The 22,469-nt window shown below is 64.4% G+C and carries 24 protein-coding genes and 1 riboswitch; of the genes, 12 read left to right on the top strand and 12 right to left on the bottom strand.

Annotated features, from left to right (window positions below):
* Positions 1-60: 60 nt before the first annotated feature.
* From H5P29_RS15440 to H5P29_RS15455, 4 genes are all read left to right on the top strand, one after another.
* Positions 61-483: a helix-turn-helix domain-containing protein gene (locus H5P29_RS15440; protein ID WP_154383897.1), complete on the top strand. Its 423-nt coding sequence runs from the start codon at positions 61-63 to the stop codon at positions 481-483.
* 126 nt (positions 484-609) lie between these two features.
* Positions 610-2,040, top strand: a complete 1,431-nt coding sequence (gene mgtE, locus H5P29_RS15445; RefSeq protein ID WP_154383898.1) for a magnesium transporter — start codon at positions 610-612, stop codon at positions 2,038-2,040.
* A 160-nt stretch (positions 2,041-2,200) separates the two neighbouring features.
* On the top strand, positions 2,201-2,587 hold the full coding sequence (locus H5P29_RS15450) for a MerR family DNA-binding transcriptional regulator (protein ID WP_055969316.1): 387 nt from the start codon (positions 2,201-2,203) through the stop codon (positions 2,585-2,587).
* Between the two features lie 88 nt (positions 2,588-2,675).
* Positions 2,676-3,470 carry a CPBP family intramembrane glutamic endopeptidase gene (locus H5P29_RS15455; RefSeq protein WP_154383899.1) on the top strand — a complete coding sequence of 265 codons (795 nt, stop codon included), beginning with the start codon at positions 2,676-2,678 and terminating at the stop codon, positions 3,468-3,470.
* On the opposite strand, the gene H5P29_RS15460 is transcribed toward H5P29_RS15455, so the two are convergent.
* Both H5P29_RS15460 and H5P29_RS15465 read right to left on the bottom strand, forming a co-directional pair.
* Positions 3,467-3,943, bottom strand: coding sequence for an isoprenylcysteine carboxylmethyltransferase family protein (locus tag H5P29_RS15460; RefSeq protein WP_067960808.1), 477 nt, complete (start codon positions 3,941-3,943; stop codon positions 3,467-3,469). The genes H5P29_RS15455 and H5P29_RS15460 overlap by 4 nt on opposite strands.
* Positions 3,940-4,938 carry a DUF1624 domain-containing protein gene (locus H5P29_RS15465; RefSeq protein ID WP_067966360.1) on the bottom strand — a complete coding sequence of 333 codons (999 nt, stop codon included), beginning with the start codon at positions 4,936-4,938 and terminating at the stop codon, positions 3,940-3,942. Before H5P29_RS15465 ends, H5P29_RS15460 begins: the two co-directional genes overlap by 4 nt.
* Positions 4,939-5,059: 121 nt before the next feature.
* Between H5P29_RS15465 and H5P29_RS15470 the strand changes: the two genes are divergently transcribed.
* From H5P29_RS15470 to cobO, 5 genes are all read left to right on the top strand, one after another.
* Positions 5,060-5,749 (top strand): gamma-glutamylcyclotransferase, encoded by a 690-nt coding sequence (locus H5P29_RS15470; RefSeq protein WP_067960810.1) that lies wholly within the window; start codon positions 5,060-5,062, stop codon positions 5,747-5,749.
* Between the two features lie 67 nt (positions 5,750-5,816).
* Positions 5,817-6,014, top strand: a riboswitch (cobalamin riboswitch).
* A 34-nt stretch (positions 6,015-6,048) separates the two neighbouring features.
* Positions 6,049-6,225, top strand: a complete 177-nt coding sequence (locus H5P29_RS15475; RefSeq protein ID WP_154383900.1) for a CbtB-domain containing protein — start codon at positions 6,049-6,051, stop codon at positions 6,223-6,225.
* A 16-nt stretch (positions 6,226-6,241) separates the two neighbouring features.
* Complete coding sequence (locus tag H5P29_RS15480) at positions 6,242-7,018, top strand: CbtA family protein (RefSeq protein ID WP_154383901.1); 777 nt, start codon at positions 6,242-6,244, stop codon at positions 7,016-7,018.
* Positions 7,011-7,520 carry a bifunctional adenosylcobinamide kinase/adenosylcobinamide-phosphate guanylyltransferase gene (cobU, locus tag H5P29_RS15485; protein WP_154383902.1) on the top strand — a complete coding sequence of 170 codons (510 nt, stop codon included), beginning with the start codon at positions 7,011-7,013 and terminating at the stop codon, positions 7,518-7,520. The genes H5P29_RS15480 and cobU overlap by 8 nt, the downstream gene beginning before the upstream one ends.
* Positions 7,520-8,137: a cob(I)yrinic acid a,c-diamide adenosyltransferase gene (gene cobO, locus H5P29_RS15490; RefSeq protein ID WP_067960818.1), complete on the top strand. Its 618-nt coding sequence runs from the start codon at positions 7,520-7,522 to the stop codon at positions 8,135-8,137. The genes cobU and cobO overlap by 1 nt, the downstream gene beginning before the upstream one ends.
* A 10-nt stretch (positions 8,138-8,147) precedes the next feature.
* Here the strand turns inward: cobO and cbiB are convergent, their stop codons facing one another.
* Positions 8,148-9,113: an adenosylcobinamide-phosphate synthase CbiB gene (gene cbiB / locus H5P29_RS15495; protein ID WP_154383903.1), complete on the bottom strand. Its 966-nt coding sequence runs from the start codon at positions 9,111-9,113 to the stop codon at positions 8,148-8,150.
* Here cbiB and cobD point away from each other — a divergent pair.
* Both cobD and H5P29_RS15505 read left to right on the top strand, forming a co-directional pair.
* A complete protein-coding gene (gene cobD, locus H5P29_RS15500) occupies positions 9,112-10,170 on the top strand; it encodes a threonine-phosphate decarboxylase CobD (protein ID WP_154383904.1) in 1,059 nt (352 codons plus the stop codon). The genes cbiB and cobD overlap by 2 nt on opposite strands.
* A complete protein-coding gene (locus H5P29_RS15505; RefSeq protein ID WP_185910104.1) occupies positions 10,167-10,670 on the top strand; it encodes a tyrosine phosphatase family protein in 504 nt (167 codons plus the stop codon). Before cobD ends, H5P29_RS15505 begins: the two co-directional genes overlap by 4 nt.
* 174 nt (positions 10,671-10,844) lie before the next feature.
* Here H5P29_RS15505 and H5P29_RS15510 read toward each other — a convergent pair whose 3' ends face one another.
* From H5P29_RS15510 to H5P29_RS15535, 6 genes are all read right to left on the bottom strand, one after another.
* Positions 10,845-11,648, bottom strand: a complete 804-nt coding sequence (locus H5P29_RS15510) for a creatininase family protein (RefSeq protein WP_185910105.1) — start codon at positions 11,646-11,648, stop codon at positions 10,845-10,847.
* A 68-nt stretch (positions 11,649-11,716) separates the two neighbouring features.
* Positions 11,717-14,161 (bottom strand): FAD-dependent oxidoreductase, encoded by a 2,445-nt coding sequence (locus H5P29_RS15515; protein WP_154383907.1) that lies wholly within the window; start codon positions 14,159-14,161, stop codon positions 11,717-11,719.
* The gene (locus H5P29_RS15520; protein ID WP_154383908.1) at positions 14,158-15,339 is read right to left on the bottom strand and encodes a pyridoxal phosphate-dependent aminotransferase; all 1,182 of its coding nucleotides are present in this window, start codon (positions 15,337-15,339) and stop codon (positions 14,158-14,160) included. The genes H5P29_RS15515 and H5P29_RS15520 overlap by 4 nt, the downstream gene beginning before the upstream one ends.
* A gap of 1 nt (position 15,340) precedes the next feature.
* The gene (locus tag H5P29_RS15525; protein ID WP_371746563.1) at positions 15,341-16,030 is read right to left on the bottom strand and encodes an HAD-IA family hydrolase; all 690 of its coding nucleotides are present in this window, start codon (positions 16,028-16,030) and stop codon (positions 15,341-15,343) included.
* Positions 16,027-18,480: an FAD-dependent oxidoreductase gene (locus H5P29_RS15530; protein WP_154383910.1), complete on the bottom strand. Its 2,454-nt coding sequence runs from the start codon at positions 18,478-18,480 to the stop codon at positions 16,027-16,029. The genes H5P29_RS15525 and H5P29_RS15530 overlap by 4 nt, the downstream gene beginning before the upstream one ends.
* A gap of 21 nt (positions 18,481-18,501) precedes the next feature.
* Positions 18,502-19,044, bottom strand: coding sequence for a helix-turn-helix domain-containing protein (locus tag H5P29_RS15535; RefSeq protein WP_067966366.1), 543 nt, complete (start codon positions 19,042-19,044; stop codon positions 18,502-18,504).
* A 230-nt stretch (positions 19,045-19,274) separates the two neighbouring features.
* Here H5P29_RS15535 and H5P29_RS15540 point away from each other — a divergent pair, with 230 nt between their 5' ends.
* Positions 19,275-19,985, top strand: a complete 711-nt coding sequence (locus tag H5P29_RS15540) for a nitroreductase (protein WP_067960837.1) — start codon at positions 19,275-19,277, stop codon at positions 19,983-19,985.
* 40 nt (positions 19,986-20,025) lie between these two features.
* On the opposite strand, the gene H5P29_RS15545 is transcribed toward H5P29_RS15540, so the two are convergent.
* From H5P29_RS15545 to H5P29_RS15555, 3 genes are all read right to left on the bottom strand, one after another.
* Positions 20,026-20,745, bottom strand: a complete 720-nt coding sequence (locus tag H5P29_RS15545) for a glyoxalase superfamily protein (RefSeq protein ID WP_067960840.1) — start codon at positions 20,743-20,745, stop codon at positions 20,026-20,028.
* Positions 20,746-20,918: 173 nt separating this feature from the next.
* Entirely contained in the window at positions 20,919-21,425 is a 507-nt protein-coding gene (locus H5P29_RS15550; protein WP_067960842.1) for an SRPBCC family protein, read from the bottom strand.
* A gap of 68 nt (positions 21,426-21,493) precedes the next feature.
* A complete protein-coding gene (locus H5P29_RS15555; RefSeq protein ID WP_067960847.1) occupies positions 21,494-22,411 on the bottom strand; it encodes a LysR family transcriptional regulator in 918 nt (305 codons plus the stop codon).
* Positions 22,412-22,469 lie beyond the last annotated feature (58 nt).

The raw sequence follows: 22,469 nt of genomic DNA on the forward strand, positions 1-22,469 counted from the left end.
CAATCCTATATGAAGCGATGCTAGAATCTCTAGCCACTAGAGGATCAAGAGGATTTTTCGATGAATCTGCCGATTGGCGAATTGGCGCGGCGAACCGGTGTCAAAGTGCCGACGATCCGCTTCTACGAACAGATTGGGCTGATCGCCGCGCCGCCGCGCACCGAGGGCAACCAGCGCCGCTATGGCAAGACCGAGATCGACCGGCTGAATTTCATCCGCCACGCCCGCGAACTCGGCTTCGAAGTCGATCACATCCGCGAACTGCTTGCCATGTCACAGGAGCCGCAGGCCTCCTGCCATCAGGCCGACAGCATCGCCCAGTCGCATCTGCTTGAGGTCGACCGTCGCATCGAGAAGCTCAAGCGGCTGCGCGGCGAGCTCGCCCGCATGATCGACGAGTGCGGCCATGGCCGTATCTGCGACTGCCGCATCATCGAGGTTCTGGCCGATCACGGCCACTGCGCCGCCGACCATGTGGCCTGATTGAGACAGGCGCGCGCCGCCTGTTCGAAGTGCTGCGTCCGGGCCGTATTTCATTTGATATTCCGGCCCTTTGCGGGCTAGGGATAACCCACCTCGAATCCCGAAATCCGCAAGCGGGAAGCGCCGATGGAAGCCCGAAACGACCATAGCCACGGCGCCGACGCCGCTGACGCTGTCCGCGCCGAAATCTATGGCGATGACGGGGTGATTCTCGCGCCGTTCCTGGCCCATATCGGGGCGGCGATCGCCGACCGCGATACGCTGACGCTGAAGCGCGACGTCTCCGTCCTGCACCAGTCCGAACTTGGCGACCTGCTGGAGGCGCTGCTGCCGGAGCAGCGGCTGGCGCTTGTCGAGTTGATGGGCTCGGACTTCGACTTCTCGGCGCTGACCGAGGTCGACGAGGCGATCCGCCTCGACATCGTCGACAACCTGCCCAACGAGCAGATCGCCCAGGCCGTCCAGGAACTCGATTCCGACGACGCGGTCTACATTCTCGAGGATCTCGACACCGAGGACCAGGACGAGATCCTGGCGCAGCTGCCGTTCACCGAACGCATCCGGCTGCGCCGTTCGCTCGACTATCCCGAGGAATCGGCCGGCCGGCGCATGCAGACCGAGTTCGTCGCCGTGCCGCCTTTCTGGAGCATAGGCCAGACGATCGACTATCTGCGCGACGACAAGGACCTGCCTGACCGCTTCAGCCAGGTCTTCGTCATCGACCCGACCTTCAAGCTGCTCGGCGCTGTCGACCTCGACCAGATCCTGCGCACCAAGCGCGCAGTCAAGATCGAAGAGGTGATGCACGAGACGCGCCATGCCATTCCTGCAACGATGGACCAGGAAGAGGCGGCGCGCGAATTCGAGCAATACGATCTGCTTTCCGCTGCCGTCGTCGATGAGAACGAGCGTCTTGTCGGCGTGCTGACCATCGACGATGTCGTCGACGTCATCCAGCAGGAGGCCGAGGAAGATTTGCTGCGCATGGGCGGTGTCGGCGACGAAGAGCTGTCCGACACGGTGGCGGCGACGTCGCGTTCGCGCGTGCCCTGGCTGCTGGTCAATCTCGGCACCGCTTTCATCTCGGCATCCGTCATCAGCCAGTTCGGCGCGACGATCGAGGAAATGGTGGCACTGGCGGCACTGATGCCAATCGTCGCCTCGCTCGGCGGCAATGCCGGCACGCAGACGATGACGGTGACGGTGCGCGCACTCGCGACCCGCGACCTCGACATCTACAATGCCGGCCGCGTCATTCGCCGCGAGGTGATGGTCGGTCTGCTCAACGGCGCGGTCATCGCGACCATCCTCGGCCTCGTTGCCGGCCTGTGGTTCCACAACCCGGACCTCGGCTTTGTCATTGCCGCGGCGATGATCCTCAACATGCTGGCGGCGGCACTCGGCGGAATCCTCATTCCGTTGCTGCTCGACAAATTCGGCGCCGATCCGGCGATCTCGTCATCGATCTTCACGACGATGATAACCGACGTCATCGGCTTCCTGGCCTTCCTCAGTCTCGCCACCTGGTGGCTGCATCTCGGAGCCGCTCCGGGATAGTTGTGCTCGATTGACTTTTACGTAAATCGCGTGCCAGACTCCGCAAGGGATCGGTGACGGTTCCTCGGCTTGCGCGGATCAGTCGCGCGGCATGATCGCCTCGGCTAGTGCCCGGCATGAATTTGAGGCGGGGCGATAGCGTCCGCCGGGTGGAGAGACGATGCGGGAATATTACTCGATTACCGAACTGACCCGGGAATTCGACATTTCGACGCGCACGCTGCGCTTCTACGAGGATGAGGGGCTGGTCCAGCCCGTCCGCCGTGGCCGCACCCGCCTGTTCAGACCATCCGATCGGCATCTCATTCGCCAGATCATGCGCGGCAAAAGGCTCGGCTTCTCGATCAACGAGATCCGCGAGATCATCCAGATGTATCGCGAGCCGCCCGGCGAAGTTGGTCAACTCAAGCTGATGATCAAGCGCATCGAGGAGAAGCGCGAGGACCTGCGCCAGAAGCGCCGCGACCTCGAGGAAACGCTGGCCGAGCTCGACCAGGCCGAGGAATCCTGCGTCGAGCGGCTGGTCGAACTCGGCGTCAACACCTGACGCCCGATCCGGTCACGCTCTGCGGGCGGCAGCCCGGACTCGCCTACGGCATTGTGGTATGGTCAACTACCCCTTGGGAGTAGCTCCAATGTCCATGCTCGTCAGGACGGTTCGCGACTGGCCGGTCGTGAGCTTCGTGCTGCTGGCATTCGCGATCACCTGGATAGGTTTCATTCCGTTCTATCGGGCAGGCGGCGAAGACATCGCCTGGTTCACTTTCGGCCCGTTTGTCGCTGCCATCGTCATTTCGGCTGTCCTGGGCGGCTGGCCAAGGGTACGTGCCCTGCTTGCCTCGATTGTTAAGTGGCGTGTGCCTCCGGTGTGGTACCTGGTGGCGATCGGCATGCCGCTGGCGGTGCAACTGCTTGCTATCTGGCTCAATCCGATGTTCGGCTCGGCCCCGCCAAACTGGGCGAATGTGCCGGCCGTCACGGAAATCGCCGTCATGGTCTCGTTGCTCATGGTTTTCAGTGGTCCGCTTGGCGAGGAGCCGGGATGGCGGGGCTTTGCACAGCCCTTGCTTCTCGGCGAGCGCGGCGCGCTGAATGCCAGTCTGGTGCTCGGGCTGATCTGGGCGGCCTGGCACCTGCCGCTGGTGCTGCTGAACGACTACAGCATTTCAAGTGCGCTCAATGTCATGGCGGCAGCGGTGGTGTTCACATGGCTGTACCAGAACTCGGCCGGAAGCGTGCTGCCGGCGATCCTGATGCATGCATCGCATCAGAACAGCGTCCGCTATCTCGGCCGCGTGTTTGAAGGCGGCGATGCGGCCCAGCATCAATGGATCGGCTTGATCTTATGGCTGGTGTTCGCGCTGGCCATCGTCGTCGTCTATGGGACGAGCAGTTTTCTCCGAAGGCAAGCGACCGCCGTCGCCGGTTAGATCCAGCGCCGGACCTTCTTCGCGTAATCGATGTATTTCTTGCCGAAACGTGCCTGCAGGTGCTTTTCCTCCGGTACGATGGCGAGCTTTTGCGTGGCAAAGGCGGCAATGAGGGCCAGCGCCAGGAACCAGACATTTGCGGTGATCAGCCCGATGGCGATCATCAGCAGCGTGTTGGCGAAATAGATCGGGTTGCGGGTGAAGGAGAAGGCGCCCGACGTGACCAGATGCTCGGACGGCCTGTCGGGGCGGATGGTGGTCTTGGCCCGCTTCAGCGTCTGCATGGCCGAATAATAGATCGCAACAACGCCGGCAACCGCCAGCCAGCCGGCGGCAAAAAGCAAGTCCGACAGCGGTTCGGTGATCCACGGCAAGGGATAGAGCAGTCCGAGCACCGCCGCCACCACGATTGCTGCGAGGTAGAGGATCGGCGGCCATGGCACCTTGCTGGGGGCGGCGTTGGGATTGGTCACTGCGCTCCTCCTGGTATCGTCTGATTTTCGGTGCTTGTCGTGCACATGGCGGCGGTCTGCCCGACATGGGCCTTCAACTTCGGGCTCTGGTCGGAGGCATAGAGCCGATCGAACGAATCATCCTTCTGCAACTCGTCGAGCATGCAGACACAGTAGCGCGAGCAGAAATCGGTGTCGCGGCTCTGCTCGCAGGAAAGCTGGCAGGATTTCAGGAAAGTGACCTCGCGGGTTTCGACCGGGGCCGGGAAGAGCTGGGCGAAGAGCCAGACCAGCGAGATCATCACCGGCTGGTGAATGAGGTAAAAGGCAAGGCTGTGGCGACCAAAGAAGGAGAGGGGGCGCGACCAGGCGCCGGGCTGAAGCCGCGCCATCTTTTCGATCAGGCCTGCCCTGAGCGCCAGTCCGGCGACGCCGATGCCAGCCAGCACCGCGCCGAAGAAGGGGAACAGCGGGACGAAATCGTTGGAGCGCGGGTTGGCGGTGGAAAGGCCGATCCAGACCAGGGCCGGGTGATTGAACGCCTCCGAGCGCAGATAGTGGGGTGCTACGATCACCAGAGCAGCGGCGATCAGCGTCAGCACCGGCGGGACGCGCAGGAAGGCAAGGCCAAGCACGCTGGCGAGCGCGATATGATGCAGGATGCCGAAGAAGATGAAGGTGTCTGGCGTGGCGAACCAGGTGGCGACGGTGATCGCTAATGCCGCCGCTGTCACCATGGCGAGCCGCCTGAAATAGCCGGGCCAGCGGATGCCCTTGGCATGTGCCAGCACCAGGCTGGCACCGACGAGGAACAGGAAGCTCGAGGCGATGCAGCGCGCGAACAGCTTCCAGTTGCCATAGGCGGTCATGCCCGGATCGGCATAACCGAAGAATTCGAGGTCCCAGGCGAAGTGGTAGATCGCCATGGCGATCAGGGCTACGCCGCGGGCGATGTCGATGACCGATACGCGCCGAGAAGGTGCTTTGATCTGGTCGGGGTCCGGTTGCATCGTCATGTTGTTCGCTTCTGCGTTTTCGGGTGTTGCAGCGCCCATGCAGCACTATCATGGTTGAAGCGGGGCGGAAGAGAGCAGAACTGTCTGTCGTGCACAGGGTTAAGCAATTGATGGGGCGGGCATGAGCGGACGAAAGATGGCGCTGACCGAGGAGCTGGTGGCGCGTTGCCATCGCGAGGTCGCTGACACGGGCCCCGACCCCGATGCGATGCATCTCGACGACGCCGACTATGAGGTGATGATCGACGAGACGCTTGCCGCGCGTCCCGGCAATGGACCGTTGTGGCTGTTTGCCTATGGATCGCTGATCTGGAAACCCGAGGTGGAGCACACCGACGAAAGGGTGGCGCTGGTGCGCGGCTGGCACCGTTCGTTCTGCATCAACATGACCCGCTGGCGCGCCACAAAGGCTGAGCCTGGACTGATGATGGGCATGGATCGCGGCGGCCAGTGCAAGGGCGTGGCGCTCAGGCTGACGGACGGCGACCGCCGCGAGCAGCTGGACAAGCTGTTTCGCCGCGAGATGACGCTGAAACCCTCCACCTACAAGCCGCGCTGGCTGAAGCTCGCCACCGATGAAGGTCCGTTGACCGCGCTCGCCTTCGTCATCAACCGCAAAGGCCACGCCTATGCCGGCGCGCTGGGCGAGGACGCGGTGGCGGAGCGACTGGCGACGACCTGCGGCCATTGGGGTTCGGCTGCGGACTATCTCTATAATGTGGTCAGCAACCTCGAGCAGCGGGCGATCCACGATCGGCATCTGTGGCGGCTCCAGCATCTGGTGGCCGAGCGAATCGTGGCCCGCGGATGATCGCCGGAACGCCGCTTTCGAGCGCGGCGGCGTCGGAATTTGGTTTGCCGCCCAAGCCATTTGTTTCTATAGTTGCGGCGTCGTCGGTTCCGTTACGGAATCAAGAGGGAATGCGGTAAGGGCCATTTGAAGGTCCAAAGCCGTGGCTGCCCCCGCAACTGTATGCGGTTAGCTCTCCCCAAATGCCACTGAAGCTTGCTTCGGGAAGGCGGGGAAGGGTGCCGATCCGCAAGCCAGGAGACCTGCCGGCGACAGGCACTTATCTCTGTGCCCTCGGGTGGAGGGCGAAAGGACTTGTGATGAACACTGTTTCTGCTCTCGGCACCGACGTCTCTTCGCCGTCGCGTAGCATGCAGCTGGCGCTTGCCGCGCTGCTCGGCCTTTTCGTTGTTGGCTTCCTCGGGTTCTCGCATATGGACGTGGTGCACAACGCTGCCCACGACTATCGCCACTCGATGGCTTTCCCCTGCCACTAACCAAGGCGATCCAACAATGTCCATCTTCAGAAACGTCGTGTTCATCGCGGCGATCAGCGGGCTATTGGCAGGCGTGGTCCTTGCCGCACTCCAGACCTATGCAACCGTCCCGCTGATCCTCAAGGCGGAGACCTATGAGAACGCTGGCGGTGGCCATGAGCACGCCGCGGCACCAGTTGCCGGCACTGAGGCGACCGCCCCTGCGGCCGGCGCCGAAACCACGGCGGCACAGACTGCGGCGCCAGCCGAAGAAGAAGCCTGGGCTCCGGCCGACGGCGCTGAACGTTTTGCCTATTCGGCGCTCGCCAATATCGTCAGCGGCATCGCTTTCGGCCTGATCCTGGTCGCCGTTTCCGAGTTTGCCGGTGGCATCGCCAACTGGCGCCAGGGCGTGTTCTGGGGCTTTGCCGGCTTTGCCGTGTTTACCCTGGCTCCCGGTCTAGGCCTGCCGCCGGAGCTGCCGGCGATGCCGGCCGCCGATCTTGGCGCACGCCAGATCTGGTGGACGCTGACCGTCGTCGCCACCGCGGCGGGTCTCGCGCTGATCGCCTTCAAGCAGTCGCTGCCGCTGGCGATACTCGGTGTGGTGCTGATCGTTGCGCCGCACATCGTCGGTGCACCGCAACCGGAAAGCCACGAGTCGCCGATTCCAGCAGACCTGCACCACAGCTTCGTCGTCGCCGTCACCATCACCAATCTGGTGTTCTGGGTCGTGCTGGGTGCGGTGGCGGGCTACGTGCGCAACCGCTTCATGAGCGAGCCGGCGCCGTCTCTGAACAGCCGCCTTGCCTGAGAAGCTGACCCTCCTGCTCGGCGGCGCGCGCTCCGGCAAGAGCGCGCATGCCGAGCAACTCATCACCCATTTTTCTGCGCCGTGGACCTATGTTGCCACGGCGCAGGCTTATGACGACGAGATGCGTGAGCGCATTTCGATCCATCTGGGACGCCGTGGCGAGGGCTGGCGGACGCTCGACGCGCCGCTGGATCTGGTCGGCGCGCTCGCCAGCCTGCCCGATGGCGCGCCTGTTCTGGTCGACTGCCTGACGCTCTGGCTTACCAATCATCTGCTGGCCGATCATGACGTCGAGGCCGAATGTGCGGCGCTCGTCGAGGCACTGTCGCGTCCGCGCGGGCCGTGGTTCGTGGTCTCCAACGAGGTTGGGCTCGGCATCGTGCCCGACAATGCACTGGCCCGCCGTTTTCGTGACGATGCCGGCAGGCTCAATCAGAAGGTGGCGGCCGTGGCCGAAGAGGTGCTGTTTCTTGTCGCCGGCCTGCCGATGAAGGTGAAATGATGAAGACGATCGACGAGCAAGAAGCCGAACGTCACCGCGCCAAGATGGCCAAGCGCAAGGCGGTTCAGGATGCCGAGGTCGCCGGCAAGACCATCGTCGAGAAGGGGCTGCTGATCGTCAACACGGGTCCCGGCAAGGGCAAGTCGACCGCGGCATTCGGTCTGGCGCTGCGCATGCTGGGTTATGGCCAGCGGGTTGGCGTCGTGCAGTTCATCAAGGGCGCCTGGCATTCGGGCGAGCAGGACGCATTCGCCGCCTTCGGTGACCGCGCCGTCTGGCACACGATGGGCGAGGGCTTTACCTGGGAGACGCAGGACATCAAGCGCGATATCGCCGCCGCCGAAGCAGCCTGGGCAAAGGCGCAGGAACTGCTGGCCGACCCGACAATTTCGCTTGTCGTGCTCGACGAGCTCAATATCGCACTGCGCTATGACTATCTCGATCTGGAGGCGGTGGTCGCGACGCTGCAGAACCGTCGCGAGGGCCTGCATGTCGTGGTCACCGGCCGCAACGCCAAGCCGGCGCTGGTCGAGGCTGCCGACCTTGTCACCGAGATGGGCGCGACCAAGCATCACTTCTCGGCCGGCGTGAAGGCTCAGAAGGGAATCGAGTTCTAGCGCTGCTGTGTCAGAGCCAGATGGCGAAGCCGATCAGGCCGATGGCGCCGACCAGGATGGCGTCGGCGGTCCAGTAGAGGCGGAGTGCTGCGCGGATATCCCGGGCATTGGCGTCCCGGCGGCCGCCCGCGCCCATGAAGGCGTCCTCGACCAAAACGCCGCCATAGGCGCGAGGGCCGGCAAGGGCGAGGCCGAGCGCGCCGGCCATGGCGGCCTCGGGCCAGCCGGCATTGGGTGAACGATGTTTTTGGGCGTCGCGCCAGACGGCCTCCCAGGCGGCCTTCGGGTCGGCGCCGGGCACGAGGGAGGCGGCGAGCACGATGGCAAGCGCGGTCAGGCGCGAGGCCGGCAGGTTGATGAGGTCGTCGAAACGGGCGGCGGCCCAGCCGAAGGCTTCGTGGCGGTTGGTGCGGTGGCCGATCATCGAATCGGCGGTGTTGGCCGCCTTGTAGGCGGCACCTCCAGCGAAACCTGAGATGGCGAGCCAGAAGGCAGGTGCGGTGATGCCGTCGGAGAAGTTTTCAGCCAGGCTCTCGATTGCGGCACGGCTGACGCCTGCTTCGTCGAGACGCTCGGGGTCGCGGCCGACGATCTGCGACACGGCCTTGCGACCGGCAATGATACCGCCGCTGTCGAGCGCGTCGGCGACCGCCTTCACATGGCTGCCGAGGCTGCGCTGGGCGACGAGGCTGGAAGCGGCGATGGCGGTCAAGAGCATGCCGAGGGGCAGCAAACCGAACAGCCGCTCCAGGGCGAAGGCGATTGTGGCGGGCACTGTGACGATGACGACAAGGGCGGCGACGCCCCAGATGCGGCGCTGAGCGTCGGTATCGGTGGCTCGGTTGAGGCTGATGTCGAGAAAGGATATCAGCTTGCCGATCCAGATGACCGGATGACCGATCTTGCGCACAAGCCGGTCCGGATAGCCGAGACCGAGTTCAACCAGAAGCGACAGGAAGGCGAGCGGAAAAGACATGACGCTTCTTGCAGGACGTAGGACAGGGACCGTGGACCACGGCGGCAGCCTGGAACGGGCGAGGGCGCTGTTTCCGGGAGCGCCCGAACCATTCGTCGACCTGTCGACCGGGATCAATCCAAACTCCTATCCGCTTTTCGAACTGCCTGCCACAGCCTTGTCGCGCCTGCCCGAGCCGGGCCGGGCGCGCGACCTCACAGCGGTTGCCGCCACTGCTTACGGTGCGCCCTCGGCCGCCCATGTGTTGCCGGCGCCGGGCACGCAGATTCTATTGCCGCGCATCGCCTCGCTGGTGCGGCCCGGCCGCGCCTTCGTGCTCGGGCCGACCTATCAGGAACACGCCCGCGCCGCTGCGATCGCCGGTCATCAGGTGGCCGAGACGCGCGATTTCGGGCAGCTTTTCGACGCCGACCTCGCCGTCGTGGTCAATCCGAACAACCCTGACGGCCGTGTCGTGCAGCGCAAGGACCTGCTTGAACTGGCCGCCAGCCTGCGCGCCCGCGGTGGGCTTCTGGTCGTCGACGAGGCGTTCATGGACGTCGGCCCGCTGGCGCAGAGCCTTGCCGGCGACGTCGAACAGAGTGGCCACGTGGTGCTGCGCTCCTTCGGCAAGTTCTACGGGCTGGCCGGCATCCGTCTCGGCTTTGCACTGGCCCACCCCGATATCGCCGGTCGACTGGAGGAAGAGCTAGGGCCCTGGTCGGTGGCCGTACCGTCGCTCGAATATGGCATCAAGGCACTGTCGGATGCTGACTGGCAGCGTGAGATGCGCACGACGCTGGCGCATGCCGCGCATCGTCTCGACCAGGCCTTTGCCCGCGCTGGCGTGATCGTCACCGGTGGCACGTCGCTGTTCCGCCATGTTGACATTTCCGACGCCGCCGGACTGTTCAAGGCACTGGGGCGCGAGGGTATCCTGGTGCGCAGTTTCGCTGATCGACCGACCCAGTTGCGCTGCGGCCTGCCGGGCCACGAAGTCGAGTGGCGGCGGCTTGACGTGGCGCTGGGTGACTGGGCGCAGGACCGGGAAATGGCGAAGAGGGAGGCTGCGCGGTGATCTTTGTCTGCCCGCTTTCGAAGGTCGACGAGACAGTCGCGCGGATCGGCGCCGAGCGGCTTGTCTCACTGCTGTCGGCCGGAACGGAAATGACGCGGCCAGTGTCGATCCGCGTCGAGAACCACCTTTTGATGAACATGCACGACATCGTGGTCGAGCAGGACGGCATGACGCTGCCCGGCGAGGCGCATGTGCGACAATTGCTCGATTTCGCCCGCGCCTGGGACCGCTTGCGGCCGCTGGCGATCAATTGCTGGGCCGGTGTAAGCCGCTCGACGGCCTCGGCCTACATTGTCGCTGCGGCGCTCGACCCGTCGCGCGACGAAGCAGAACTTGCTGCGCTGATACGCAAGCTTTCGCCGACGGCGACGCCCAATCCGCGGCTGATCGCGGTGGCAGACCACGTTCTGGGACGCAACGGGCGCATGGTGACGGCGATCGCCGCCATCGGTCGTGGCGCCGATTGTTTCGAGGGCGTGCCGTTCGGGCTGGAGGTCTAGGGCGGCCAGGGTTCAGCTTGGCTGGTCGTGCGTCCTTCAAGGCCCGCCCGCCGATGGGCTGTGCACAACAGCGCGACCGTACGGGCTCACACCTCAGGATGAGGCCGGTCGTGCGACCGCTCACTCCGTTCAGCCGCTATCTTCGATCGGCGAGCCTTGAAGGACGCACCATCTCTACGCCAGCCATTCCGCCAACTTCGCCTTGCGGATGTCCTGCAGCAGGCGAACGAACCCCTTGGCTTGATGCGTGGCCGTCAGCCGCCCCTTCTCGGCGGTGGCGGCGAGCGCATTGCCGACCACGCCATGTGGGTTGAGATCGCTTGATATCCACGAGAAGCCGTGTGGGCCATGTGAGCGCAGCAGGTCGAACTCGGCCTCAGTGCGCTCGAAGCTGGAGGCAAAGTCCTGGGCCCTTGCCATCTCGACCAGCTCGGGGCGGAAATGCAGCATCAGCGAAGTCTCGACATCGCCGCCATGAATGCCGAGCTGGATCTCGCGAGGAAGGTAGAGGCCGTCGGGCGTGCCGAAGCGGCCCCAGCTCGAGCGCACCGACAGGGCGTCGAAGCGCACCCGCAGTTCGCGCGAGACGATGCCCATCGCCTCCTCATTGCCGCCATGCGAGGTGACGAACACGAACTTGCGGATGCCCGCGCGGGCGATCGAGGCGCCGAGTTCGGTCCAGGCGTCGACCAGCATATTGGCGGGCAGGCTGAGCGTGCCGGGTGCCTGCATATGCTCGTCGGACTTGCCGACTGCCTGGATCGGCAGGAAGCGGGCGTCGAGGTCGTCGGGCAGATGGGCGAAGGTCTCGGCCAGCATGCCTTCCATGATCGAAAGGTCGGTCGAGACGGGCAGATGCGGGCCGTGTTGCTCGATGGCCGCGACAGGGATGACGGCGATGGTCATTTCCGGATCGAGACCGGCGAAATCGGCCGCCTTGAAGTCGCCCCACCAGACGCGTCGCTGCTTTTTCGTCACTGCCCGGCCTCGCCGCATGAATTCCCTCCGTCTGAATATGTCAGCGCGGGCGATTTTGTAAGGGGCGGCTACATGCGCACGCGTTCGGCCTTGGGATCGTACATCGGCTTCAGCGAGGCTTCGGCAACAAAACGTTCGCCGGCGATCTCGATCTCGTAGCGCGAACCGAGCACGTCTGCCTCGGGCTCGTTAGCGCAGGGGACATAACCGAGCCCGATGGCGCCGCCGAGATAATGGCCGTAATTGCCCGAGGTGATCGTGCCGACGATCTTGCCGTTGCGTACGATGGCCTCGTTGTGGAACAGCAGCGGCTCGGGGTCGGTCAGCCGGAACTGGACCAACCGGCGGGCAAGACCCGCCTCGCGCTTGCGCAGCACCGCGTCGCGGCCGATGAAGTCGCCCTTGCCGGTCTTGACCGCAAAGCCGAGTCCGGCCTCCAGAACATGATCCTCGTCGGTGATGTCATGGCCGAAATGCCGAAAAGCCTTCTCGATGCGGCAGGAATCGAGCGCGTGGAGGCCGCACAGCTTCAGCCCAAGATCGGCACCGGCTTCCTCGATGACCTCGAATACATGCGCCGCCTGGTCGGTCGGAATATAGAGCTCCCAACCGAGTTCGCCGACATAGGTGACGCGATGGGCGCGGCCAAGGCCCATGCCGATCTCGATCTCCTGCCAGGTTCCGAACGGATTATTGTCGTTGGAGAAATCGTTGGGGCTGACTTTTTCGATCAGCTCCCGCGAATTCGGTCCCGTCAGGCAGAGCACCGATCCTGCCGGAGTTACGTCGGTGATGACGACGAATTCGTCGCGAAGATGCCTCCGAAGCCAGGCGAGGTCGCGGCGAAGCGTGGCGCCGGGCACGACGGCCAGGAAGACCGTCGGTGAAAGCCGTGTGACCGTCAGGTCGCTTTCGATGCCGCCGCGCTGGTTGAGCATCTGGGTGTAGACGATCCGGCCGGGCTCGACATCCATGTCGTTGGCGCAGAGGCGCTGCAGATAGGCCAGCGCATCACGGCCCTCGATCTTGATTTTGCCGAAGGAAGTCATGTCGAACAGGCCGACGCCGTTGCGGACTGCCAGGTGTTCGTCGCGCTGGTTGTCGAACCAGTTCTGCCGCTTCCAGGAATATCTGTACTCGCGCACCTGGCCTTCGCGCGCAAACCAGTTGGCGCGCTCCCAGCCGGCGACTTCGCCGAACACCGCTCCGCGCGCCTTCAGGTGCTCATGCAGGGGCGAGCGCCTGATGTTCCGCGATGTCGCCATCTGGCGATAGGGGAAATGGTCGGCATAAAGCAGGCCCAGCGTCTCCGAGACGCGCTCCTTGAGATAACGCCGGTTCTTCTGGAATGGCTGGGCGCGGCGGATGTCGACCTCCCAGAGGTCGAACGGCGCTTCGCCGTCATGGATCCACTGCGCCAGCGCCATGCCGGCACCGCCAGATGAGACGATGCCGATGGAATTGTAGCCGGCGGCGACCCAGTAGCCGCCCAGCTCCGGCGCTTCGCCGAGATAATAGCGGTCGTCGGGGGTGAAGCTCTCGGGCCCATTGAAGAAGGTGTGGATGCCGGCCGTTTCCAGCATCGGCATGCGGTTGACGCCCATTTCGAGGATCGGGGCGAAATGATCCATGTCCTCGGGCAACTGGTCGAAGCAGAAATCCTCGCGGATGCCGTCCATGCCCCAGGGCTTGGCCACCGGCTCGAACGCGCCGAGCATCATCTTGCCGGCGTCTTCCTTGTAGTAGGCGCATTCGTCGGGCACGCGCAGCACTGGCAGGCGGCCGAGGCCGGGAATGGCTTCGGTGACGAGGTAGAAATGCTCGCAGGCATGCAGCGGGATGCTGACACCGTTCTTGGCGCCCAGCTCGCGCGCCCACATGCCGGCGCAGTTGACGACGATGTCGGTCTCGATGGTTCCCTGTTCGCCGCCTTGCGCCCATGACACGCCGGAAACACGGCCATTCTTCGTCAGGACCTTCGTGACCTTGACGTTCTCGATGATCCTTGCACCACGCTGCCGTGCGCCCTTGGCCAAGGCCATCGCGATGTTGGCCGGGTCGCACTGGCCGTCGAGCGGCAGATGCACGGCACCGACAACGTCGGAGACATTGAGATGCGGATACATCTCCTTGACTTCTCCAGGCGAAATCTCGCGCACGTCGACATTGAAGGCGCGGGCGAGCGAAGCCTGGCGGTAGATCTCGTGCTTGCGCTCCTCGGTCAGCGCGACGGTGATCGAGCCGACCTGGCGCATGCCGGTGGCGACGCCGGTCTCTTCCTCGAGCCTGACGTAGAGGTCGGCCGAATACTTCGCCAGCCGGGTCATGTTCTGCGACGCGCGCAACTGTCCGATCAACCCCGCCGCGTGCCATGTCGTGCCTGAGGTGAGCTGCTTGCGCTCCAGAAGCACGATATCGGTCCAGCCGAGCTTCGCCAGATGATAGGCGACGGAGCAGCCGGACACACCGCCGCCAATGATGACGGCGCGGGCACGGGTGGGGATTTCGGTCATGCGGCAGACCTCTCGTAGCTGTTGGCGAAGCGCCTCAGGCGGCCAGCGGCCTCCCTCAGCACGTCGTCGGGCTGGCACAGACTGATGCGGATGTGACCTGCGGCGGCGTCGCCGAAGCTCTTGCCAGGCATGACGGCGACCTTCTCGGCCTCGAGCAGATCCCAGGCGAATTTCTCGCAGTCGGGTTCGATGGCGCTGACGTCGAGCATGACATACATGCCGCCTTCGGAGCCGCGTACGGTGACGTTGTTCAGTCCACGCATCTGGTCGACGAACAGGCTGCGGCGGCCAGCATAGGTGGTCGCGATCCATTCAACGCCGAAATCGTTTTCCAGCGCTTCGATCGCTGCGCGGCTGACGAAGTCGGTCAGGCCGTAGGTGGTGACGAGGTTGAGGTTGATGACCAGCGAGACGAGGTCGGCTGGGGCGGTGAGCCAGCCGATGCGCCAGCCGGTCATGCCGTGGCTTTTGGACATCGAGTTGATGATGAGCGTGCGCTCGGCCATGCCGGGAAGGGCCCGGGGCGACACATGCTCGCCGCCGCCGAGCGTCCAATAGACCTCGTCGGAGAGCAGCCAGAGGTCGCGTCGGATGCAAAGCTCGGCGATGTCCTCCAGGCATTTCCTGCTATAGACGGCACCGGTCGGGTTGTTCGGCGTGTTGATGAGGATCGAGCGCGTGTTGGGCTTCAGCGCCGTCTCGATCTCTTGGGCACGCGGCTGGAAGCCATCCGATGCGTGCGCCTCGACGACGGTGTAGCCGGCGCCGGCGGCGCGGAAGGTGCCGGGGTAGGTGGCGTAATAGGGCGCCACGACCACGGCGTGGTCGCTCGGATCATGCGTTGCCTGGACCGCGGCGTAGAGAGCGGCCTGGCCGCCCGGCGTGGCGATGATTTCGGAAAGTGCGGTGTCGACGCCGCTGCAGCGCGTGGAGATCCTGGCCATGGCAGCACGCAGGCGCGGCAGGCCGGGCAGTTGTGTGTAGTGGTGGTAGCCGGCGCGCACGGCGTCGACACAGGCCTCGACCGTCTCCGACGGCGTATCGAAATCGTGGTCGCCGACCGACAGCATGATGATGTCTTCGCCGGCCTGCTTGCGTGTCATGGCGGCGAAATGCACTTCCCAGCCGTCCTTGCCTGATGGGACGATGCCGGAGATGCGGGCGGATGGTTTCGGCATCTCAGGCTCCTGCATCCTGCAAGGCCGCCAGACGGGCGAGTGTCAGCCTGCTCGTGCCGTCGAGCCGGGGCGTCAGCGCGCCATAGCCGGTAACCGAAGGATGCGGGGTGCCGCCGGCATGGTTGTGGGTGGCGGTGATGACCAGCACCTGCGCGCCAGCGGCTTCCGCCGCGCGAATGCCTGCCGGCGCATCCTCGAACACCAGGCAATCTTCCGGCCTGTGGCCGAGCCGCTCAGCACCGAGCAGGAAGCAGTCGGGCGCAGGCTTGCCGTTGGCGACATCCTCGCCGGTGACCATGATCGGCGGGACAGGCAGGCCCGCGGCCTCCAGCCGGCGCAGTGCCAGCCGGCGCGGTGCCGACGTCACGATCGCCCAGCGCTCGACAGGCAGTGCATTGAGGAAGTTCGCTGCACCATGGATCGATGCGATGCCGTCGACGTCGTCGAACTCGGCCTGGGTCAGAGCCTCGACTTCCGCCATGACGTCGACGCCGGGCAGGTTCAGCCTGCGGATGGTCTCATAGGCCCGAACGCCATGGATGGTCGGCAGGAAGCTCTCGACGTCGAGGCCGTGCTTGATTGCCCATGCGCTCCAGACGCGTTCAGTCGAGGCGATCGAGCTCAGGATGGTGCCGTCCATGTCGAACATGAAGGCGCCGAAGGCGCGACCGGAATGGGGAAGGGACATTATGAGCGTAGCCTTTCGTTTTCGGGATCCCACAAGGGCTTGTCCTCTTGGACCGTGGCGCTGAAGCGCTCCCCGAAAATCTCGACTTCGATGGTAACGCCCGGCACGGCCAGATCGGTTCGCAGCATGCCCAGCGCGATCGATTTGTCTACCCTGTGGCCCCATCCTCCTGACGTGGTCTCACCGACAATTGTTCCATTGTGCCAGAGCGTCGACATGTAGGGCGCGTCGCATTCGCCCGGCGTGTCGATGACAAGCGTGACGAAACGTTTCTTTGTGCCCTGCTGCTTCTCGTTGAGCAGCGCCGTCTTGCCGCGAAAGTCGGCCTTGTCCCATTTGACGAAACGCTCGAGCCCGCCCTGCAGGATGGTGTAGTCGGTCGAAAGATCGCCTTTCCAGGCGCGGTAACCCTTTTCCAACCGCAGCGCGTCGAGCGCGAACATGCCGAAGGGTTTTAGCCCGTGCTTCTGGCCGGCGGCCCAGAGAGCGTCGAACACGGTCGCCGTGTCGGCGACCTTTGTGTGGATCTCCCAGCCGAGCTCACCGGCAAATGAAACGCGCACCAGCTTGGCCCAGCGCCCGGCGATCGTCGTCTCCTGATGCGTCAGCCAAGGGGCCGCGAGGTCCGCCTCGCAGACCTCGACCAGGATTTTCCTGGAGTTGGGGCCAGCGAGGATCTGGGCCGAATACTCCTCGGTGCGGTCTATCAGCTTGAAGGTGGCGCCGGCAGGCATGTGCGCTTTCAGCCACTCGAAATCGTGCCACTGGGCAACCGCTGCGGTTATCAGCGTCATCAGGTCGTCGGAATGGCGGACAACCGACATCTCGGTGACGATGCGGCCGTGATCGTCGGCGAAATAGCACAGCCCGATGCGGCCGACCTTGGGCACGGTACCGGTGACCTGCGTCTCGAGCCACGCGGCGGCACCCGGCCCGTCGAGATTGAAGCGGCTGAATCCGGGCAGGTCGAGGATGCCGGCGGCATCGCGGACGGCGAGGCATTCCTCGCGGATGCGTTTCTCCCAGGGGCCGGAACGGGCGAAGGTCTGGGTCGATGCTTCCGAGGTGTCGTCGCCGGGCTGGGCATACCAGGTGGCGCGCTCCCAGCCATTATAGGCGTTGAACTGCGCGCCGAGGGCGGCGATCCGGTCGTGGATCGGCGAGAGCTTGCGGTTACGCGCCGCGGGCCAGGCGTGGCGGGGGAAATGGATGGCGTACTCGTGGCCGTAGACCTCCATCCCCTTGGCAACCGCATAGTCGGTCGCGGAGGCAAACGACGTGAAACGGCGTGGGTCGCAGGACCACATGTCCCATTCGGTCTCGCCCCTGGTAACCCACTCGGCCAACACCTTGCCGGCGCCACCGGCCTGGGCGATGCCGAAGGTGAAGACGCAGGCTTCGAAGGCATTTGGCACGCCGGGCATCGGGCCGATCAGCGGGTTGCCGTCGGGGGCGTAGGGGATCGGGCCGTTGATGATCTTGGACAGGCCGGCGGTGCCGAGGATCGGCACGCGGCGGACTGCGTCATCGAGATACCATTCCAGCCGCTCTAGATCGTCGGGGTAGAGCTGGAAGGAAAAATCCGCGGGCATCTGGTCGTCGGGCGTTGCCCAATGGGCGCGGCAGTTGCGCTCATAGGGGCCGAGATTCATGCCGTTCTTCTCCTGGCGGAGATAATAGGAGGTGTCGACGTCGCGCAGCAGCGGCAGCTTTTGGCCTGCTTCCCGCGACCATGCAGCCAGTTCGGGGATTTCGTCGAACAGGATGTACTGGTGGCTCATCACCATCATCGGCACGTCGCGGCCGAACATTTTTCCCACCTCGGCGGCGCGATAACCGGCCGCATTCACCACCTTTTCGCAGCGGATGTCGCCCTTTTCGGTCGAAACGACCCATTCGTCCTTGTCGCGGCGGACCGAAATGACAGGGCAGAAGCGTATGATCTTTGCGCCCATGTCGCGCGCCCCCTTGGCCAGCGCCTGGGTCAACTGTGCCGGGTCGATGTCGCCGTCACTGGGATCGTAGAGCGCGCCCTTGAGATCATGCGTCTCGATGAAAGGGTAGCGGCGCCTGATTTCGTCTGTGCCAATGACGTCGATATCCATGCCCTGGTAGCGGCCCATGCCCTTGGCGCGCTGGAACTCCTGCATGCGCTCCTTGCTGTGGGCGAGGCGGAGCGAGCCGGTGACGTGGTAGTTCATCGGGTAGTCGACCTCGGTCGCCAGCCTGCGATAAAGCTCGGTCGAATAGCGCTGCATGTTCATCAGCGACCAGGACGACGAGAAGGTGGGCACGTTGCCGGCGGCATGCCAGGTCGAGCCGGAGGTCAGCTCGTTCTTTTCGAGCAAGACGCAGTCGGTCCAGCCTGATTTGGCGAGGTGATAGAGCGACGAGACTCCGACCGCGCCTCCGCCGATGATCACCACGCGGGCCGTGCTCGGCAACTCAGCCATCTTTTCCTCCCAAAAAAGCAATCAGTAAACCGGTGGCGATACGACCCATATGACCACTGCCGGAACCGAACCGGGGTTGCGCCACCGGAATGGCTTGTGGTCGAAGCGGAAGCTGTCGCCTTCGCCCAGGCTGTGCCAGGTGCCGTCGATCTCGATGTCGAAGCCGCCCGAGACGACATAGCCGGCCTCTTCGGTGGGGCGCGTCACAGGCTTTGCCATGCCGGCGCCGGGCGCGAAAATCGAGCGCAGCATTTCGAAGCTACCGCCGAGGTCGGGTGACAGGAGCTCCTCGACCAGCCCGGATTCGTTGCTGCCCAGCGAGCGCCGCCGTCCGGAGCGGACAACGACGCCGCGCTCGATGTCATTGGTGGCCTCATGGCCGAAGAACAGGCTGATCGGCACGCCGAACAGTTCGGCAAAGGCGCGAAGGTCGCCGATCGATGGCGTCGACAATCCGCGCTCGACCTGGCTCACCCAACCGACCGAGCGGCCCAGCTTGATCGCGATCTCGGCGAGCGTCAGCCCGCGCGACTTGCGCAGCGCGCGCAGGTCGTTGGCCAGCACATCGCCGGCGACGTTGCCTTCCTTGCGCAGCGACACGGTGGAACTCAAAATGCGGCCCTCGTGAAATTTCAAGGAAGAATTTCATGAAATGGCATTGCGGTGAAAAATTCAAGCCCGTTTTCATAGTCCAGCAAGTTTCTCTTGCGAGACTCCGGGAGAGAGTGCAAAGGCTCGGTTTCGGACGGGCGGTGAGGGGCGATCCGACAATAGCCATGCCATAGGGACAGCTGATGCTGGCACCGGACCAAAAACCGCAGCACTACGACGAAACCGATATCGTTGATGAGGCCATCGTGTCGCGCCGTTCGGTGCGTGCATTCCTGCCGACGCCGGTCGACGACAGTGTCATCAGGGACATCCTCGACGTTGCCGCACGTGCGCCTTCCGGCACCAACATGCAGCCGTGGAAGGTCTATGTGACCTCGGGCGAGACGTTGCGCGGCATCAGCGAGGCCATCCTGAATTCCGGCGTGCGTGCCGAAAAGGCCGTCTGGGACGAATACAAATATTACCCGGACCAGTTCTTCGAGCCCTATCTCGGCCGCCGCCGCGCCAACGGCTTCGGGCTCTACAGCACGCTCGGCATCGGCCGCCGCGACGTCGACCGCATGCGCGCCCAGCACGACCGCAATTTCGTCTTCTTCGACGCGCCGGTCGGCATGATCTTCACCATCGACCGCAGGCTCAACCAGGGCTCGTGGATCGACTACGGCATGTTCCTGCAGAACATCATGATCGCGGCGCGGGCGCGGGGGCTGCACACCTGCCCGCAGGCAGCATTTGCGCCCTATCACCGCCAGATCCGGCCGGTGCTCAGCATTCCCGAGGAAGAGGTCGTGGTCTGCGGCATGGCGCTGGGCCACGAAGACACGTCGAAGCCGGAAAGCACCTTCCGCACCGACCGCGCGCCCCTCGACGAGTGGGTGCAGTTCCTGAAATAGCCGGGAAATGCCGGCGCCGCACAGCGCCGGCTAATACCCGTCAGGCGGACAGTCCACTCGACCTCAGGTCGAGATTGGTCGGCCGTGGGAGATGTTTCGGGCTCCGTGGCGTCGGGCTCATCTTTGCGTCGACGGCCTCGACCTGGAACGACTGCGCCGAAATGCGACCATATCCCTGCAGCAGCAAGCCGTAGTGGATGCTCGAGGCTTCGGCCGGAACGTCGAGCACGACGTTGCGCTCAAGCCAGCCGGTGGAGCCCCTCAGTGCGCCGTCGACCTCCCGCGTCGTCATGTTGTCGAACTGGAGGACCTTGCCCTCCGATTTGTCGACGCGCATCCAGATGGATCCGGCGTCGGCGTCATCAGCCTTCAACGTTGCCGACAGCCTGATGCGACCACCGCGATAGTCGTCGGCCTGGATGCTCTGCATCAGCACGCCATAATGGTCTTCGCGCAGCACGATGCCGCCCTGGCGGTGGAAGCGGCATTCGATGATGGCCGTTCCGGGCTGAGTAGGGTCGAGGCCGATGCGGTAGTTGGTGCGCTCGGTGTTGCCGGTGATGAACCAGCTCTCGGGAAGCGGGAGCGCGTCGTCACCCGTGGCAGCGGCGATGCGGGCGGCAAGCGTGTTCCAGTCGGCAAGGCCAAACTGCCGGGATACGACTTCGAGACAATCGGTGTGGGACAATTCGACATGACGTTCGGCCATGGCCTTGCGAAGCGCCTTGGCCATCAGTTTGGCGTCGAGAAAGGAATGCATGGTTCGATCCTTGGCCCGGGCGAACTTTTGGAAAGTGCCAGTGCTCGCATTCTGGCGGATCGCCCGTGCAAAAGGTCAAACCGCGTCAATCGTCGTGCATTCACCTTCCCGGAAGGGGCGAGCGGCAGGCTGCACGGGCCACCGACAACATGACGCGATTCCGGTCCGAACTGTCAATCTTGCGGATAAGGCGACCAGGCTCGACCGGCCTTTCGCTCGGCAAGATAGCGGCGCAGACCGGCTTCGCCGCGTGGCGTGGTCCAGCGATGGTTCCAGGCAAAGGCGGGGCGCAGCAGCGGCGACAACAGGCGCAGGATCGGGCGCTCGACGATGACTTGCCAGGTGAGCGTGACATGGGTGCCATGGCCGGAGGGCGCGAGCACTGCACGCCAGTGGCCATCGAAATCGCCTGATGTCTTCACCGCCACGACCTTGCCGGGCTCGAGTTCCACCGCTTCGAGAATGAAGTTGAGCTCATAGGGCAGAAATCCCCGGGCACGCGCGCGGACCTTGGCACCGACCGACGGCTTGTCATGGGAAGTCAGTTTTTCCACGTCCTTGTAGACGTCGCCCCACCACAGTGGCAGCAGCGTCGCGTCAGCGAGTACGGCCCACACCTCTTGCGGGGATGCCTCGGGGATTTCCCAGACCTCATCGAAGCGGAACGCGTTGCTGGCCATGAGTGCCGATACCAATGTGCAACTGCCATTCAAGCGGCGACGATCTTAAAGCATCGGCTCTTTTTCGGCTATGGCAGGCGTTGCAGGCTTTCGAACAGGCCCGCAATCGTCTCGCGCAGCCATTGATGCGCGGCGTCGCCGTCGCGGCGCCTGTGCCAGATCTGCTGGAAGGCGAAGGACGGTATCGCAAATGGCGGCTCGAAGGCAGCGAGGCCGCTTGCTGCCGGCACTGCCGGGTGCAGCCGGCGCGCGATGGTGAGCACCAGATCGGTTCCGGCGATCAGCCCGGGTGCGACGCCCCAATGCGGTAGCACCAATGCGATGCGCCGTTTGTGCCCGGCGGCGGCCAATGCCACGTCGATCTCGCTTTCGACGTCGGCGCGCAGCGCGACGAGCGCATGGGGCCGTTGGAGATAGGCGGCAATGTCCATTCCAGCCGCTTTGCCCAGCAACGCGGCGTCGGAAAGGCAGGCATAGTCCTCCTCGAACAGCCGCTGTCGCCGGACGGCTTTGTCGAGCGCATGGAAAACGCCGATCGCGATGTCGACCTCGCCGTCCATGACCTGTGCCGCCATGGCTTCGCGGCCGGCCTGGCTGACATGGAGATCGATGCCTGGCGCGCGCCGGCGCAAAAGCGGCAGCAGGCGCGGCAAAACGACGATAGCGCCATAGTCGGACATTGCGAGGCGGAAGCTGCGGCGTGCCGTGGCCGGATCGAAGCCGCTCGGGGCGAGCAGATCGTGCATACGTTCCAGCGCTTCAGTGAGCCGCGGCGCAATCTCCAGCGCGCGCATGGTCGGCTGAAGCGCACCGCCATGCCGGACCAGCAGCGGATCGTCGAGCAGATGGCGGAGACGGCCAAGCGCGTGGCTGACTGCCGGCTGGCTCTTGTTCAGGCGGATAGCGGCGCGCGAGACATGGCGCTCGGCCAAAAGCGCGTCGAGCACGACGAGGAGGTTGAGATCGATGCCGGCAAGATTATTCATCCCGTGCATATTGCGGCTACGAAATACGAATTTCCATCAGAATTTCGGATGCCCTAGG

It is taken from the genome of Aminobacter sp. MDW-2 (assembly GCF_014250155.1).
Taxonomy (GTDB): Bacteria; Pseudomonadota; Alphaproteobacteria; order Rhizobiales; family Rhizobiaceae; genus Aminobacter; species Aminobacter ciceronei.